This is a genomic window from Paenibacillus gyeongsangnamensis (assembly GCF_027533625.1).
Classification (GTDB): Bacteria; Bacillota; Bacilli; order Paenibacillales; family NBRC-103111; genus Paenibacillus_G; species Paenibacillus_G gyeongsangnamensis.
Window position 1 is genome coordinate 253,460 of sequence record NZ_JAQAGZ010000001.1, and the last position, 16,416, is coordinate 269,875.

Sequence of the window (16,416 nt, forward strand, 5' to 3'; positions counted from 1 at the left end):
ATAAGTTTTAACCGGAGGTTCAGAACTAAAGCGAAGGAGGGGCTTACCCTTGCAACCTTACGAACTTACCTGGAACGAAGTTCAGCCCGGGGTGTGGAAGACGACGATCGGGCGTCCCGAACCGTTAACGCCGCTGTCCGTCCTTGGCATAAAACCCAGAACGGAAGCGCTAAGGCAAATGCCGGAAGCGGCATTCCCGCTTGCGGAGGCAAGCAGCGAAGGCAGCAGCCGGCGCGCACTGCTCCGCGTACCCTTGACCCCGGAGGAGAAGCTGTACGGCCTGGGATTGCATTTCATGCGGATGAACCACCGCGGCCGCACCCGATACTTGCGGGTCAACAGCGATCCGAAGCAGGATACGGGGGAAACGCACGCACCGGTTCCGTTTATCGTTTCCGACCGCGGTTACGGGGTGCTGATCGACACGTCCCGAATCGTTACCGTATATTGCGGGTCGAGCATGAAGGAGAAGGAAACGGCTCCGGAGCAGGCGATTGACCGGAACAACGATAGGAGCCGGTGGAAGGCGACGCCGGTTTCGGAGACGATGGAATGGCTGCTTCCAGCCGAAGGAGCGGACGTCTACGTGTTCGGAGGGAGCACGCCGCTTGAGGTCGTCCGCCGGTACAACCTGTTCAACGGGGGCGGCACGCTTCCGCCGCGCTGGGGGCTCGGCTTCTGGCACCGGGTTCCGACGCTATACAGCGGAGACCAGGTGAAGGAAGAAGCGCTGGAATTCCGGAGGCGCGGCTTCCCGTGCGACGTCATCGGGCTTGAGCCGGGCTGGCACAGCAAGAGCTATCCGGTGACGTACGAATGGAACAAGGAGCGGTTTCCGGAGCCTGCGGCCTTCGTGAAGGAAATGGCGGACGAAGGGTTCCGCATCAACCTGTGGGAGCATCCGTATGTTTCTCCGGAAGCGGCTGTCTACGAGCCGCTGCGGCCGCTCTCCGGCACCTACTCCGTATGGGCGGGCCTTGCCCCGGATTATACGCTCGAAGAAGCCCGGAATATATACCAACGGCTGCACAGGGAAGCGCATGTATCTATCGGCGTATCCGGTTATAAGCTCGATGAGTGCGACGGCAGCGAGCTGACGAACAATTCCTGGATGTTCCCGGCGCATGCCGAATTTCCGTCCGGCGCGGACGGCGAGCAGATGCGCCAGCTGTACGGTCTGTTGTTCCAGCGGATGACGGCCCAGCTGTACGAGAACGATAACCAGCGAACGTACGGGCTCGTTCGCGCATCGGGTACCGGAGCTTCGAATTTGCCTTACGTCCTGTATTCGGATCTGTACGACCATCGGCAGTTCGTGCGGGCGCTCTGCAACGCTTCCTTCAGCGGTCTGCTGTGGACGCCGGAGGTGCGCAAGGCCGCCAGCGCCGAGGATTGGGTACGCCGGATGCAATCCGTCTGCTTCTCGCCGATGGCGATGCTCAATGCCTGGGGAGACGGAACGAAGCCTTGGAGCTTCCCTGAAGTGGAGCATATCGTGCGGCATTACATCCGGCTGCGCATGCGGCTGCTGCCGTATTTGTACACCGCGTTTGCCCGCTATTACGAGGATGGAACGCCTCCGTTCCGGGCGATGCCCTTGGCAGGCTCCGGTTATTCGAGCGGTGCGGAGAAGGGGCAAGCACAGGAGAAGAAGCTCGATACGGTGGAAGCCGCCTATGGCGGAACGCGCAAGCGGGAATGGGACGATCAGTTCCTTGTCGGCGACGATCTGCTCGTTGCGCCGCTGTTTGCGGGAGAGACGGAGAGCGACGTGATCTTGCCGGAAGGCCGCTGGTATGGGCTTGAAACGGGCGAAGCCTTCGAAGGCGGGTCTGTCGTACGCGTAGCCCCGGGGCTGGAGCATATTCCGGTGTTCGTACGGGACGGCGCCATCCTTCCGATGACCGCCGCCGCAGACCATGCGCCGAAGCCGGGTGAGCAGGTGCCGCTGATCCTTTGCCATTTCGGACAATCCGGCGGGGAAGCGCATCTGTATGACGATGACGGCCGGACGCAGGAATACCGCGAAGGCCGCCGTATTTGGCGCAAGGCAGTCGTGAAACAAGGAGCGGACGGAAACTGGACGGGCGAGCTGTCCTCGCACGATGCGGCATTCCCGTCGACCTTCGGCGAAGTGGAATGGCGCTTCGGATTGACGCAGCTTCCTTCATTTTGAAACGAAAGACCCAGGAGCCTCTCGAAAGGGAGTGGCGATCCGCAATCTGCTCGATGAGCTGCTAAACAGCTTGAGGAGCCGACGGGCAAAGGAAGAACCGACCAACTCTTCAAGCAATGGAGTGTCTGCTGCAGATGATGCTCAAATCCAAAGCGTCCCGCGACCTCTCGTAGGAGGGAACGCATCAGCTTGGAAAGGCGTACAAGCTATGCTCCAAGAGTTGAATAAGGATGCACTTGTAAAGAAGACGGGCTCCGCCTAAAAAACGAATGCTTTGTAACAAGACTTAGGCTGCCGATGGATGATCCGCGGCAGCCTAAGTTTCTTCTTGGTTGATAAGACTTTATAAGTTTTCGTAACTTATAGCTTCGCATCAACCTTGGTAAACGCGTTGGTCCTTGTAAGACAAGGACGGCGTAGCCGTTTATCCTGGGTTGATAAGACTTTATAAGTTTTCGTAACTTATAGCTTCGCATCAACCTTGGTAAACGCGCTGGTCCTTGTAAGACAAGAACGGCGTAGGCGTTTATCCTGGGTGAGCGGTCCGAGACTTGCTATCCGGATGCTTCATCTATCTTTTCGATCTTGCGGTCCTGGAAAAAATCCCGGATCTCTTTTTCGGTAAATCCCGAGTTTCGTGCGATAATCATGAGATGAATCCATTGTTCGTCTAAGTATTTAATAGGGTATTGCGTTTGGTTAACCAAATTCATAGGATCCTCCAGGTTTGAATTTTGCGAGTTGGCAGCTCTTCATAATCCACGGTGGATGTTCTGGTCACGAATCCATCATAACACATCATCGTCATCCATAAATTACCGCTAGTCTAATAATTTCAGTTATATCGTGGCAGGATTAGACTTTATTAGAATTTCATTAGAATAGTAAAGAGAAATCCCTTGACAATTTCAATGAAAAGATTTAAAGAGCTTGCGATACTCTTGATCTGGAGGAATGGACTTTCAAAGCTTGGAGTTTCCCCTGAACCATTCAAGCGTATAGGGAATCGATTCTTCTAACGACGTCGCCTATACGCCGAAACACGTTCAAGTATAACAAACCGTATATCGTGTTGAAAGGCGCTTAACCGCTAAGGCATAACAACAGACCGCTTGCCGCGGAAAGCGGATACAAGCTATAATAAGTAAACCGCTTAATCTCCATTCCGGCGAACGGCTTCTCCGTCCGGTTCTAGATGACTGCGGAAGTATGGAACCAAGGAGCATCAGGCGCATGAACAAGACTTGGTACAAACGATTACTCCTATCGTATTTTCCGATTCTCTTCATTACTGTAAGCGTCATCATTTTTATCGCCGTATCGATGCTCAGCGAATTTTCCATCCAAGAAACCGAGAAAGCGAACCGCGTATTCTCCAAATATGTGACGGATTCTATGGAGACCTCTCTGAAAGGAATAGAGCGGGTCATGCTGGAGGAAGCGGGGAACAGTACGGCGATTTACAACTTTTTCGAAATGAAGGATACGGCCGATCCCGGCACGGTATACTATGAAACCTCTAAGGAAATGCATAAAATGATGGACGATAACCCACTGATTCATTCGGTTTATTTGTACCGCGCCAAAGACCGGGTGGTGCTGACGACGAATGCGGTGGAGAAGCTGGACAGCTTTCAGGACAAGGACTTCATAGCCCAAGCCCTGGAGAAGCCCCAGAATGCCGGTTGGTCGCCTGTACGGGAATACTCGAATCTGAGCCTCCAGCCCAAGGACAAAGTTATTTCGTTAAGCAAAAAAGCGCTGATTCCCTTCGGGAACCAGGGCATCATCGTCGTGAACGTCAGAGTCGACCTTCTGCTGCGCATTGTGGACGAAATGATCAACCCGGACATTACGTTCATGGACATTACCGATGCAAGGGGGCTGAAGGTCTATCCCGTCACCCAGGCGGACCCTGCCGTCAGCGGCAAAACGGGCTCCTCCAAGGGAACGGTCATTACGAGCCTCGACTCCAAGGTAATCGGCTGGCATTTCATGAGCGGGATCAAGGGAGGGCGTACTTTCAGCTGGGTCTCCGCCATCTCCCGCATTTGGATCGGGATCGGGCTGGCGACGGTTCTCTTCAGCATCGTCTATACGGTTTATGTTACGCGCCGAAATTACAAGCCGATCGAAGGCATCATGGCCCAGATTAACAGCTACCAAAGCAGGAGCCCGCTGAAGGGCGGCGACGAGTTTTCCTTCATCGGCAAGGTGCTGGATAATCTGATGGACCAGACGATCCGGTACGAAAAGCAGTTTCAGGAGGATTTGATCGTCCGGCGGAAGCAGTTTTTTCATGAAGTTACGGAAGGGCCTGCCGCGATACCGCAGCAGGAGTGGGCCGCCTCTATGGGCCGGTTCAAGCTCCCAAGCCATTACTTGAAGCTGATGGCCGGCATTGCGGAGATCGACGCTTTTGCGGCGTTCCAGCAAAACTATAGCGCAACCGACCGGCAGCTGCTCAAGTTCGCGCTGACCAATGTGGTGCATGAGTTTTCCGATCCAGAGCGGCTTACCGTATGGGCGGAATGGATTTCCGACCGCCGATTGGCCATCCTTCTGCTGATCCACAAGGAGGAGCAGAGCGAACCGGAGGCCGTCGCCGAGCTGCTCGACCGGTTCCGTACCTGGGTCGCGGTCAATTTAAAAATCACGCTCACGCTCGGACTCGGACGGGCCGTCTCCCGGCACGAAGCGGTGCGGGAATCTTACCAGGAAGCGTTAACGGTTCTGGATTATAAAATGTCGGCCGGCAGCAATAAAGTGATCCGCTATGGCGAGTTGGACGGCGAGGCTGGAGATACGCACAAATACTATCAGCGGATGGATGCGATGAATCAAGAATTCCGGATCGCCGACGCCGCTTGGCAGGTGCAGCTTGAGCAATTTGCTCAGGAGCTGGAGACGGACGTGCTGAAGGACGATGACATCCGTCAACTGCTCCGTTACTTTACCCGGCTGCTGCAGCGGACGATGGAAGGCCTGTCGCCCGAGATTCTCGCCTACTGGAACGATGAGACCGTTCCGGCTCTTTCCGGGGCGATTGAGGCGTCGGAAACGCTGGAAGAGCTGCTGCCGGTTCTGGTCTCGTCGCTTACCCGGTTGCACGGGCATTATATCGCGCTCCGGGAGTCCAAAAACCATCATCAGCTGATGAGCGAGATCCGCAGGTATATTGAAGAAAACTATGCCAACCCGGATTTGTCCCTGAACCTGATCTCCAATGAATTTAACGTGAACGCCAAATATTCCAGCCATCTGTTCAAGGAAGAATACGGGCTGAAATTCGTGGATTTCCTGATGAATCTGCGCATGGAGCACGCGAAGAAGCTGCTGCTGGAGACGGAGCTGCCCCTTCAGGACATCTCCGAGAAGGTCGGCTATACGCATTCCATTTCGTTCGGACGGACGTTCAAGAAGGTCGTCGGGGTTACGCCCGGGGATTACCGCAAATATATGCGAACCTCATAGCAATGAAACGAAGGCTCCCATGGAATCATGCGGCGCCTTCGTTTGCATTCGGGCACCGGGCCGGTCGGTCAGCAGAGCGAACAGTGGCTTCCGAGGCTAGCTTTAAGAGCGGGAAAGCCTCGTCATTATGCGGTTTGTAACGCTCCATGACCAAAAAGTTGGTCAACCGGAAATCGGTTGGCCGGGCTTTTTCGGGCATTCCGGGAAACGGTTTACCCTGAAGAATCATGTTGGTTGACCCTATGGCGGCGGAGCCTGTATAACGGATTTAAATCCAGAGCGGGCCCGGGCAGCCGCACAGTCGGCGCCGCGTGCGAACACCGGATTATTGAGCGAAGGAGATGAATGACTTTGAAAAAGAAAACGCTTAAACGCGGTGCCGCGTCGGTTCTTGCGGCGGCAACGGCATTCGGACTTTTGGCGGGCTGCAGCACCAAGGGGGAGCAGGCGGGCGCCGGGGCGGCTTCCGGCGGAGACGGCGCATCCAAAGCCCAGCTCACCTTGAAGGTAGAGGTGTTCGACCGGGGAAATTCGCCGGCCGGCATGACCGTAACGAAAAATCTCGTTACCAAGTGGGTTCAAGAAACGTTCGGCAATCCTAACAATATCAAGCTTGAATATATTCCGGTTCCGCGGGCCCAGGAGGTCGATAAGCTGAACGTCCTTATGGCGAGCGGCGACGCGCCGGATATCGTGTTTACCTACGATCCGAACCTCGTCTATAAATATGTGCAGCAGGGAGGCCTGATGGATCTCGGCAAGCTGATCGATGCGTGGGGCGCGAACCTGAAGAGTTACCTCGGGAAGGATACGCTGGATTACGGCAAATTCGACGGCGTACAGTACGCGATTCCGGCCAAACGGGTCTACCTCGGCAAATATTCGTCCATGATCCGGCAGGACTGGCTCGACAAGCTGGGGCTTCCGGTTCCGAGGACGACCCAGGAGGTGTACAACACCTTGAAGGCGTTCAAGGAAAAGAACGCCGGCGGCAGCGGCACGATCCCGCTCGGGCTATCGCTCGCACCGGCCTCGATCGAACCGATCATCTGGCCGTTCATCAAGAAGACGTCGGACGAAGAGCGGTATACGCTGATGCAGCTGCTCGGCTCCGGAGACCGGCCGACGCTCATGCCCGGACACAAGGAAGGCGTGCAATTCCTGAACAAGCTGTATAACGAAGGCTTGATTTCCCCGGATTTTGCGCTCGATAAGGACAAGAAGAAGCTGCAGCAGGACGTCATGACCGGCAAAGTTGGCATGTATGCGGAAGATGCGGGGCAAAGCTACGGAACAGCGCCGGATATCATCGGCGTGCTCCAGAAGAACATTCAGGGCGCGAAGGTAACTCCGATCGATCCGTACACGAACGAGGAAGGCAAGCATTCCAAACCGGCTTACCAGCCTGCAGGCATGTACATCATGATTCCGAAGACAAGCAAGAACGGCGAAGCGGCCATGAAATATTTGAACTGGATGGCGCAGAAGGACGTGCTGAACCGCCTCACCAACGGCGAGGAAGGCAAAAACTATACGCTGCAGGACGGCATTCCGATTCTGAAGGACGAAGACGCGACGAAAAATCTGCTCTACAACGCAGGCGACATGCGACTCGTATCCAACGGACTGGACCTCGGCGATAAAGACAAAAATTTGAAGGCGATGGCTCTCGCGGTACCGGAAGCGTTCCGCAAGGACGCGGCCGCAGCGTATCAGAACGGCCTGGCCGATGGCATTCCGCCGCTCCGGTTCGAGAAGCCGATCCAGTCTGAAGTGAAGTACGGCAAAGTACTGCAGGATAAATACGACGAGCTGATCGTCAAGAGCACAATGGCCAAACCGGCGGATTTCGATAAAGTGTACGACGCGGCGCTGAAGGACTACCTGTCGAGCGGCGGCGAGGAAATCAAGAAGGAACGTACGAAAGCCTATAAAGCGATGAAGAAGTAAGCGGCACGGTTCATAAAACGGCGGCAAGGGGGAGCGGTCCGCTCTCCTGTGCAGGAGCCGGAGAAGACGAAGCTACAAGGAGGAGAGTGCGTGAGAAGCGGAAGAGCTTATTTGATTCGTTACTGGCAGCTGTATGCCATGCTGCTGCTGCCCATCGCTTATTTCCTCGTATTCAAATACGGCCCGATGTACGGCGTGACGATCGCTTTTAAAAATTTCAATTTCTTTCAAGGCATCAATAAGAGTCCTTGGATCGGCCTGGATACGTTCCGGCAAATCTTCAAGATGGACGCCTTCTACCTGGCGCTCCGCAATACGTTTATGTTGAACTTTCTCGATCTGGTCTTTTCGTTTCCCGCGCCGATCGTGCTCGCGTTAATGCTGAACGAGCTGCGGACGCTCTGGTTCAAGAAGCTGTCGCAGACCATTTTGTACCTGCCTCACTTCATCTCCTGGGTCATTATCGGAGGCATCGTGTACCAGGCGTTCTCCACGAACTCCGGTATGGTCAACCATCTGCTCGGCAATTTCGGGATCGGACCGATTCCGTTCCTATCGGATAAATATTACTGGCTGGTCACCTATCTCGGCACCGGGATCTGGCAAAGCGCGGGCTGGGGCACGATCATTTATTTGGCGGCGCTGACGGCAATCAACAAAGAGCTGTACGAGGCGGCGGATGTGGACGGCGCGGGACGTTTTGCAAAAATATGGCACATCACGCTCCCCGGCATCCGCTCTACGATCGTGGTGCTGCTGGTTCTGAAGCTCGGTGAAATGGTGCAGATCGGCTTCGACCGGCCGTTCGTCATCGGCAACGTGACGGTAGCCGATTTCTCGCAGGTGCTCAGCACGTTCGTATACAAGATGGGGATGCAGACCGGTGAATATTCGGTCGCGACGGCCGTAGGCTTTTTCCAGGCGGTGGTCGGGCTCGTCTTTATTCTGACGTCCAACTACATTTCCAAGAAAACGACGGACGAGGGCATTCTTTAGCAGCTTGTCTTACGAAAGGAGTGCGTTTATGAAGGCTAAAGCGGGGAACCGGATTTTTGACGGAGTGAATGTCGTACTGCTTATCATTTGTCTGCTTTTGTGTCTGGCGCCGTTTCTGCATATCGTCTCGATCTCGCTCAGCTCGAACAAGCCGATTCTGTCCGGCTTCGTGACGATTTTTCCCATCGACCTCAATTGGGAGGCGTACAGCCGGGTGCTGAAGGATGCGGCCATGATCCGCTCGCTCGGGCTGTCGGTAGGACTGACGGTGCTGTTTACAGTGCTGTGCATGCTAATGACGATCTGCGCGGCTTATCCGCTGACGAAGACGGAGCTGAAGGGCCGGAAACTATTCATGTACCTGATCGTGTTCACGATGTTCTTCAGCGGGGGGATCATTCCCGAATATATTCTGGTCAAGCAGCTGCATCTGGTCAATACGATCTGGTCGCTTATTTTGCCGCTGCTGATTAACCCATTCTACCTGATCATTCTGATAACGTTCTTTGGCGGGATTCCGAAAAGCCTCGAGGAGTCCGCGGAGCTGGACGGCAGCAGCCATTTCGGCACGCTGATCCGTATCATTCTTCCGCTGTCGATGCCGGCGGTCGCGACGCTCAGCCTGTTCTATGCCGTGAACCGGTGGAACGGGTTTATGGATTCGCTCTTCTACATCACCGATCCGAATCTGTATCCGCTGCAGCTGAAGCTGTACCAAATGATCATGAACAGCATGATGACGGATCAAATGCAGGCGGAGGGCGCCCAGATCGTGCAAATTTTGCCGGAAAGCCTGAAGGCGGCGAGCATCGTCGTGGCGACTGTGCCAATACTGGTCGTTTATCCGTGGCTGCAAAGATACTTCGTATCCGGTATTATGCTGGGGTCGGTGAAAGGCTAAGGGGGCTGACGGGCTATGAAGGATAAAGGCGTTTATTCTTTCTCGACCTGCTGGAACATTAAGCGGCATACGGTCGGGCGGGAAATGATCGAGGAAATCAAGGAGCTCGGCTTCCGCCAGGTGGAGCTGAATTACAACGTCACCGAAGAGCTGATGAAGACGATCGAGCCGATGATTGAACGAGGAGAGATCGGGGTATCCAGCGTGCATAACGTATTCCCGTTCATGGGCGATAAAGACTACGATACGGATTCGGTCATGCTCGGCTTCGATGACGAAGCCAAACGGCAGCGGTCGGTGGAGCTGTTGATCCGCTCGATGGACTATGCCGACCGGTACGGGGTGAAGGCAGTAGTCGTCCATCCGGGCGAGGTGCCATTCGAGTACAACATCGACTCGGAGCTGAAACGGTTGTACCGGGAGTACGGCAAGGACTCCGCGGAATACCGCAGGCTGTGGAGCGAGATGCTGGAGCGGCGCGAGCGGCTCGGTCCGGTATATGCGCGGCGCATACGGGATAGCCTGGAGCAGGCCGCGGAGCACGCGGCGAAGAAGGGCTGGGACGTGGCGATCGGGATCGAGACGCGTTCCCGCTGCTATCAGATGCCGACGCTGATGGAAGCAAAGGCGATTTGCGATGAGCTTCGTGGGGCGCCGGTTTACTTGTGGTACGATATCGGCCATGCGATGATGATGGACCGGATGGGACTGTACGACAATCTGGCGGAGCTCGAACAGGTTAAGCGCTATATCTATGGCGTCCACATTCATGAAACGCTGGAGCTGTCCGATCATTGGTGCCCTTATGTGCACAGCAAGGATTTGAAGTTCTTCGATCATTTTCTGGAAGCGATCGATCTTGCCCGGGTGAAGGTGTATGAGCTGAAGGCGGCGTGCACGCCGGAGGAAATACATGAGAGCCATAAGCTGATCACCGGCAAAATCGAAGGGATGAAGGTTTAGGTGATTCTAAGTGCGGGATGAGATATTGGCATTGAAATATGCGCCGGTGCTGCTTTTTGACCGCCGGGAGCCGTTTGAGCCACGACTGCGAGGCCAATATCCTCCCCAGAGTTCGCGTAGGCGTCAGCGTTTGGCGCCGGCCAGGGGCTTCGTCTTCGTTCCGCCGAGACATTCGATTTGACGTCCGCGGACTTCTGGCTGTGATCGAATATGCGATTTATTGGGACTATGACATCCAGCATCTATATGAATTGGAGCATATATGGGTGTTTGTGGGCGAGGACGGAGAGGTTTGGGACGCGGAGGCCAGCTTTCACGGCAAAACTTTGAAGGCGCTTCTGAAGAACCGCAGCAATTTGACGGAAGGGACGCATGTCCGGTTGTTCTCGCAGCCGGGCAAGCATGCGTTCTCCCCTTTGGCGGAAGTGTTCGAGCTTCTTCCCGACTGGCGTACGGCTTGTATGGAAGAGGCGGGAAGGGACGGCTTAACCGTACCGGACATGTTCAAAGGTGCGTTCTTCACTGACGAATTGACGAACCGTTTGGTGGAGCGACATCTAAAGACTCTGGCCTTTGAGCCGGCTATGGAATTTAAAGAATACCGGCTTCGGCCGGAGTTGTTCGTACCGTGGGCAACGCTGGCTGAAGAAATTCCGCTGCGGATCGCGCGGGAGCTGAAGCGGCTGAGAGAGCGGAAGGAAGCGGAGAAAAAACCTTGGAAAGAACCTGAGAAAGAACCTTGGAAAGAACAAGAGGAAGCCTAACCGGAAAAGGGGATGTGGAGATGGAGCCGACTTATCGGAAGCTGGTGCAATTATACGATGATGTGACGGAATCGACCTTGATCAAGCAGGTGCGGGATACGGAGTCCAAGTATGTCGGGGGCATCATGGACGCGACGGGGATTCCGCGGCCGAACCATGGAGGGACGCCCAGCGCTATGGCCTGCTGGGCTAGCGCACTCGTTAATCCGGATTCGAGATATTACCATGACCCGGGGCTTCTCGACGCCTTCGAGCGGGCCGCCGATTTCATGCTGAACCGCCAGCATCCGGACGGAACCGTCTCGCTCGGCTCGACGAATTTCAATTCGCCGCCCGATACGGCATTCGTGGTCGGCGGCGTGACGCAAATGTACCGGCTGCTTGAGGGTCATGATTGGGACCCGGTGAAGCCGGCGGCGGCGAAGCTGAAGAGATTCCTGGAGCGCACCGTTCCGGCCATGCTCACGGGAGGCTGTCATACGCCGAACCATCGCTGGGTGATAACGGCTGCGCTGTCGCTGCTGTACGAGATTTTCGGGCTTCCCGAGCTCGTCGCCAGGGCGGAAGAGTGGCTGGCGGAAGGACTCGATATAACGGAGGACGGCGAATGGACAGAGCGCAGCAATGGCATTTATAATGCGGTGAGCGACATCGCGCTGTACCACGCCGGCCGCGTGCTGAACCGTCCCGAGCTGCTGGAAGCCGTACGGCGCAACCTGAGGATGATGGTATATCTCGTGCACCCTTCGGGAGAAGTGGTGACCGATTATTCCGGTCGGCAGGATTTCGGCCACACCTACGATATGGCGACGTACTTTCTGTCTTACCGGTTCATGGCGGCGCATGACCGGGATCCGTTGTTCGCCGCGATGGCTGATTATGCCGGTTCGTTCATCAAAGGGCTTGAAGGGGTCAACAACAACGCGATGCTGCAGCTTCTCGTTTATCCTCGGGAAACGGACATCAGCGGCTTGGAACGCGCGCCCCTGCCGGACCGCTACGTGAAGCGGATCAACGCCGCGCATCCCATTGGCGAACATCTGGGACGGATTGACAGCGTCGGCCATCATATGAAGATTCAGCACAGCAGCATGCATCTGGCCTTCGGCGCACCGGTCGTCCGCCTGCGGGAAGCGGACACTAGCGTCACGATCATGGCGAGAACGCCGTCCTTCTTCTCCTTGAGGCACGGCAAGGTGCGGCTGCTGGGGGTGAAGCTGTCGACGTCCTTCTCGCCGGGCGTCGTCAAGTTCGAGGATTTGGTCATGGAAGACGGCCGTTATGAGCTGGGGGTCGAGCTGGAAAAAGGATACACCGGACCGCTACCGAAGCAGCATCTGCCGGAGCGGGCGGGCGCCGGCCGCCCTAGTCCCTGGTATTTGCTGCCGCACCAGCACCGTCCGATGACGCATGTACAAACGCATCGGCTGACCGCCGAGCTGACGCCGGGAGAAGCGGAGTGGAGCATCCGCATCCGTTCCGACGAGCGGGAGGACGTCATTACGCAGCTGACGTTTATTCTCGGCGCGGAAGGGACGCTCAGCGGAGACGGACTACGGCCGGCGGGAGAAGAGGGCCGGTACGTGCTGAAGCAAGGCGCTGCACGCTACGAAGCCGGGGAGAATGCCATCGAAATCTCGCCTGGCGCAGAAGAGCATTTCGTATCCGAGGTACGCGAGGACACTCACCCGCAGGGCTGCCAATATGTACATATCAATCTGGTGACGCCGTTCGACCGGACTTTTACGGTGCGTCTGCTGTAAAAGGGGAGGTTGCTGACGGTGCTGGCTGCCGGAGCAGGATTGGCAGGACGGACTCCGGGAGCTGCTGGCATTGGAGCGGCTGTTCGGACGCCGTCCGGGTAAAGCGGCTTACGCTTGGACCAGCCTGCAGACGGACCGTCTCGGCGGTAGCGCGGTTCGGCTCCGGGGCGAGTCTTCTGCGATTTGCGTGGACGGGCGTACGGCCGCCACGGCATCGGCATTATGATACTCGCGGGCACGGAAGTGGCGAAGCTGAGGCGCGGACTGACGCCGCAGGAGGATTAAGGGATGGGGCCGGACGGAGTACGATTCGACGGCCCCTTTTTGAATTGTAAGCAGCGGCGGTTCCTGCATAATCCCGGGAAGGGAGCATAAGCTGGAAAAGAAAGCATTGTCAATGCTCAGGAGATGGTGTATTATCAAGTTAAGCGGTTTACCCAGTTTGCTTAACATCTGGAATGAACTGGGATTCAGAAAGAAGAGAAAGCGGTTTAAATTTCATTTGGACTAAATAATGTTTCTTTTTTGTCGGGTTAAGCGGTTAACTTATTTCAGGCAAAGGAAAGGAGACGGCTATGAGCACGATTCGCCTTACAATGGCCCAGGCGCTGCTGAAATTTTTGGACGCGCAGTATGTCTCGGTGGATGGAGAGGAAACGAAATTCGTCAAAGGCGTGATGGGCATTTTCGGACACGGCAACGTGACGGGGCTCGGAGAAGCGCTGGAGCGGAGCGCGGGGGATTTGGCCTATATCCAGGGCAAAAACGAGCAGGGCATGGTTCACGCCGCCGCGGCCTACGCGAAGCAGCGGAACCGCCGGCAAATCTTCGCCTGCACGACGTCGATCGGACCGGGAGCGCTCAACATGGTGACGGCGGCCGCAACGGCGACGGTCAACCGGATTCCGGTGCTGCTGCTGCCGGGCGACAACTTCGCGACGAGACAGCCGGACCCGGTGCTGCAGCAGCTTGAAGTAGCCGGCGATTACACTGTATCGGCGAACGATCCGTTTAAGCCGGTCAGCAAATATTGGGACCGGATCGTCCGTCCCGAGCAGCTGATGACGGCGGCGGTGCAGGCGATGCGGGTGCTGACCGATCCGGCCGAGACCGGAGCGGTGACGCTGGCGCTGCCGCAGGACGTGCAGGCGGAGGCTTACGATTATCCGGCTGCGTTCTTCGAGAAGAAGGTGCATTATATGGATCGGCGCCCTCCGGCGAGGGAAGCGGTGAGGCGTGCGGCCGAGCTGGCGGCGGGCAGGCGGAAGCCTCTGATCGTGGCGGGAGGCGGCGTACATTATTCGGGAGCGACGGAAGAGCTTCGGACCTTCGCCGAAGCGTTCGGCATTCCGGTGGCGGAGACGCAGGCCGGGAAAAGCGCTGTGCCCTGGGACCACCCGCTGAATATGGGTGCGATCGGCGTGACCGGGGCGCTGGCCGCGAACCGGCTCGCGAAGGAAGCCGATCTGATCATCGGCGTCGGTACGCGGTATTCGGATTTTACGACGGCGTCCAAGTCCGCCTTTGCCAATTCTGAGGTCGTGTTTATAAACATCAACGTCAGCGGCTTCGATTCCGTGAAGCTGAACGGGACGGCCCTTACCGCCGACGCAAAGGAAGCGCTTACGGCGCTGCAGGAAGCCTTGACGGCGCTGGATTACCGCAGCGGCTATGCGGAAGGCGAGTTTGCCGGTCTGAAGCGGAAGTGGGACGCCGAAGTGGACCGGCTGTATGACGTGCAGCATGAAGCGGGTCTCGCGCAGACGCGGGCGCTCGGCGTGATCAACCGGACGATCGATCCGTCCTCTGTCGTCGTCTGCGCGGCAGGCAGCCTGCCGGGGGACTTGCACCGACTGTGGCGGTCGGCCGAGCCGAAGACGTACCACATGGAGTACGGCTTCTCCTGCATGGGCTACGAGGTGAGCGGAGCGTTCGGGGCTGCGCTGGCCGACCCGTTCCGCGAGGTTTATGCGCTGGTGGGCGACGGCAGCTACCTGATGCTGCATTCCGAGCTGGTCACAAGCCTGCAGGAGGGACGCAAAATCACCGTGCTGCTGTTCGACAATCATGGCTTCCAATGCATCCATAATTTGCAGCGGGGCCATGGCAGCGACGGCTTCGGCAACGAATTCCGCTACCGCGAGGCTTCCACGGGTCGTCTTTCGGGCGGGTATCTCCCGATTGATTTTGCCGCGCATGCCCGGGCGCTCGGAGCGAAGGCCTACAAGGCGGAGACGGCGGAGGAGTTGGAGAAGGCGCTTCAGCTGGCGAAGCAGGAAAGCGTCACGACGCTGATCGAAATTTCGGTCGTTCCGGGTACGAACACGGACGGCTACGAATCGTGGTGGAACGTCGGCGTGCCGGAGGTATCCGTCAGCGGTAAAGTGCTGGCGGCCCACCAGGAGATGAAAGCGCGCATCCAAGCGGCGAGGCCTTATTAAATCGGAGAGGCCGATACATTTTTGAAAGAAGAGGGGAACGGGTCCATGAAAAAGCTGCCTTTTCAGCTTGGCATCCATCCGATCAATTGGGTGGGAGAAGACGTCAGAGAGCATGGCGCAGATACGACCTTCGAAGAGATTGTGGACGATATTCGTAAACTGGGGCTCACCGGAACCGAGATGGGCCGCAAGTTTCCGACCGTCAGGTCGGTGCTGAAGGAAGAGCTGTCGAAGCGCGGCATTCAGCTCGTATCGCAGTGGAAGTCCGTGCTGTTCTCGGACCCGGCTTACCGCGAGCAGGAGCTGGAGGCTTACCGCAAGCATGCCGCCTTCCTGCAATTTATGGGAAGCACGGTGATCAGCACGGCCGAGGTCGGCGGCTCGCTGCATTTCGACCCCCGGCGGACGCCGAACGAGAAAGAGGTGCTGCGGCTGGACGAAGCGGGCTGGCGGAGCCTCGCCGAAGGGCTTAATGCGGCCGGGGCCATTGCCCGGGATTACGGCCTCAAGCTGACGTATCATCATCACGGCGGAACCGTGGTGGAGCAGCCGGAGGAGATCGACAAGCTCATGGAGCTGACCGATCCGTCGCTCGTTTATCTGCTCTTTGATACCGGCCACGCCTACTATGGAGGAGCCGATCCGCTGGAGGTGCTTAAAAAGCATTACAACCGGATCGCTTACATTCATCTTAAGGACATCCGTCAGGCCGTGCTGGATGAAGCCCGCGCCGCACAGGCCGACTTCGTCACCTGCATCCGTAAAGGCGTATTCACCGTGCCGGGCGACGGCTGCATCGATTTCGCCCCGATCATAGGGGAACTGGCGAGCCGCGGCTATAACGGCTGGGCGATGCTCGAAGGCGAGCAGGATCCGGCCGAGCACAATCCGTATGAGTATGCGAAGAACGCGATGAGCTACCTGGATTCGCTTCTCCCCTAAAAGTCCGGAACCGTGATCCGCTCGCTTAGCATCCTCTGATTCGCAG

Annotated in this window: 11 protein-coding genes; all 11 read left to right on the top strand. The window is 56.9% G+C overall.

Going from position 1 to position 16,416, the window contains the following annotated elements:
• Positions 1-49: 49 nt before the first annotated feature.
• The 11 genes from O9H85_RS01160 (at position 50) to iolE (ending at position 16,370) form a co-directional block, all read left to right on the top strand.
• On the top strand, positions 50-2,176 hold the full coding sequence (locus O9H85_RS01160) for a TIM-barrel domain-containing protein (protein ID WP_269879436.1): 2,127 nt from the start codon (positions 50-52) through the stop codon (positions 2,174-2,176).
• Between the two features lie 1,233 nt (positions 2,177-3,409).
• Complete coding sequence (locus tag O9H85_RS01165) at positions 3,410-5,650, top strand: helix-turn-helix domain-containing protein (RefSeq protein ID WP_269879437.1); 2,241 nt, start codon at positions 3,410-3,412, stop codon at positions 5,648-5,650.
• A gap of 345 nt (positions 5,651-5,995) precedes the next feature.
• Positions 5,996-7,600, top strand: coding sequence for an extracellular solute-binding protein (locus O9H85_RS01170; protein ID WP_409348080.1), 1,605 nt, complete (start codon positions 5,996-5,998; stop codon positions 7,598-7,600).
• 138 nt (positions 7,601-7,738) lie between these two features.
• Positions 7,739-8,596, top strand: a complete 858-nt coding sequence (locus O9H85_RS01175; RefSeq protein ID WP_269879802.1) for an ABC transporter permease — start codon at positions 7,739-7,741, stop codon at positions 8,594-8,596.
• A gap of 28 nt (positions 8,597-8,624) precedes the next feature.
• Entirely contained in the window at positions 8,625-9,497 is an 873-nt protein-coding gene (locus tag O9H85_RS01180; protein ID WP_269879439.1) for a carbohydrate ABC transporter permease, read from the top strand.
• A gap of 15 nt (positions 9,498-9,512) precedes the next feature.
• Positions 9,513-10,460 carry a sugar phosphate isomerase/epimerase family protein gene (locus O9H85_RS01185; protein ID WP_269879440.1) on the top strand — a complete coding sequence of 316 codons (948 nt, stop codon included), beginning with the start codon at positions 9,513-9,515 and terminating at the stop codon, positions 10,458-10,460.
• Positions 10,461-10,516: 56 nt separating this feature from the next.
• The gene (locus O9H85_RS01190; protein ID WP_333474129.1) at positions 10,517-11,224 is read left to right on the top strand and encodes a hypothetical protein; all 708 of its coding nucleotides are present in this window, start codon (positions 10,517-10,519) and stop codon (positions 11,222-11,224) included.
• 20 nt (positions 11,225-11,244) lie between these two features.
• Complete coding sequence (locus tag O9H85_RS01195) at positions 11,245-12,987, top strand: prenyltransferase/squalene oxidase repeat-containing protein (protein WP_269879441.1); 1,743 nt, start codon at positions 11,245-11,247, stop codon at positions 12,985-12,987.
• A 70-nt stretch (positions 12,988-13,057) separates the two neighbouring features.
• Positions 13,058-13,213 carry a hypothetical protein gene (locus O9H85_RS01200; protein WP_269879442.1) on the top strand — a complete coding sequence of 52 codons (156 nt, stop codon included), beginning with the start codon at positions 13,058-13,060 and terminating at the stop codon, positions 13,211-13,213.
• A 349-nt stretch (positions 13,214-13,562) separates the two neighbouring features.
• Entirely contained in the window at positions 13,563-15,428 is a 1,866-nt protein-coding gene (gene iolD / locus O9H85_RS01205) for a 3D-(3,5/4)-trihydroxycyclohexane-1,2-dione acylhydrolase (decyclizing) (RefSeq protein WP_269879443.1), read from the top strand.
• 45 nt (positions 15,429-15,473) lie between these two features.
• Positions 15,474-16,370 carry a myo-inosose-2 dehydratase gene (iolE, locus tag O9H85_RS01210; RefSeq protein WP_269879444.1) on the top strand — a complete coding sequence of 299 codons (897 nt, stop codon included), beginning with the start codon at positions 15,474-15,476 and terminating at the stop codon, positions 16,368-16,370.
• The last annotated feature ends 46 nt before the right edge of the window (positions 16,371-16,416 follow it).

Coding starts and splice junctions, on each gene's coding strand:
- O9H85_RS01165 (WP_269879437.1), top strand. CDS start 3,410: ATGAACAAGACTTGGTACAAACGATTACTCCTATCGTATTTTCCGATT.
- O9H85_RS01170 (WP_409348080.1), top strand. CDS start 5,996: ATGACTTTGAAAAAGAAAACGCTTAAACGCGGTGCCGCGTCGGTTCTT.
- O9H85_RS01175 (WP_269879802.1), top strand. CDS start 7,739: ATGCTGCTGCTGCCCATCGCTTATTTCCTCGTATTCAAATACGGCCCG.
- O9H85_RS01180 (WP_269879439.1), top strand. CDS start 8,625: ATGAAGGCTAAAGCGGGGAACCGGATTTTTGACGGAGTGAATGTCGTA.
- O9H85_RS01185 (WP_269879440.1), top strand. CDS start 9,513: ATGAAGGATAAAGGCGTTTATTCTTTCTCGACCTGCTGGAACATTAAG.
- O9H85_RS01195 (WP_269879441.1), top strand. CDS start 11,245: ATGGAGCCGACTTATCGGAAGCTGGTGCAATTATACGATGATGTGACG.
- iolD (WP_269879443.1), top strand. CDS start 13,563: ATGAGCACGATTCGCCTTACAATGGCCCAGGCGCTGCTGAAATTTTTG.
- iolE (WP_269879444.1), top strand. CDS start 15,474: ATGAAAAAGCTGCCTTTTCAGCTTGGCATCCATCCGATCAATTGGGTG.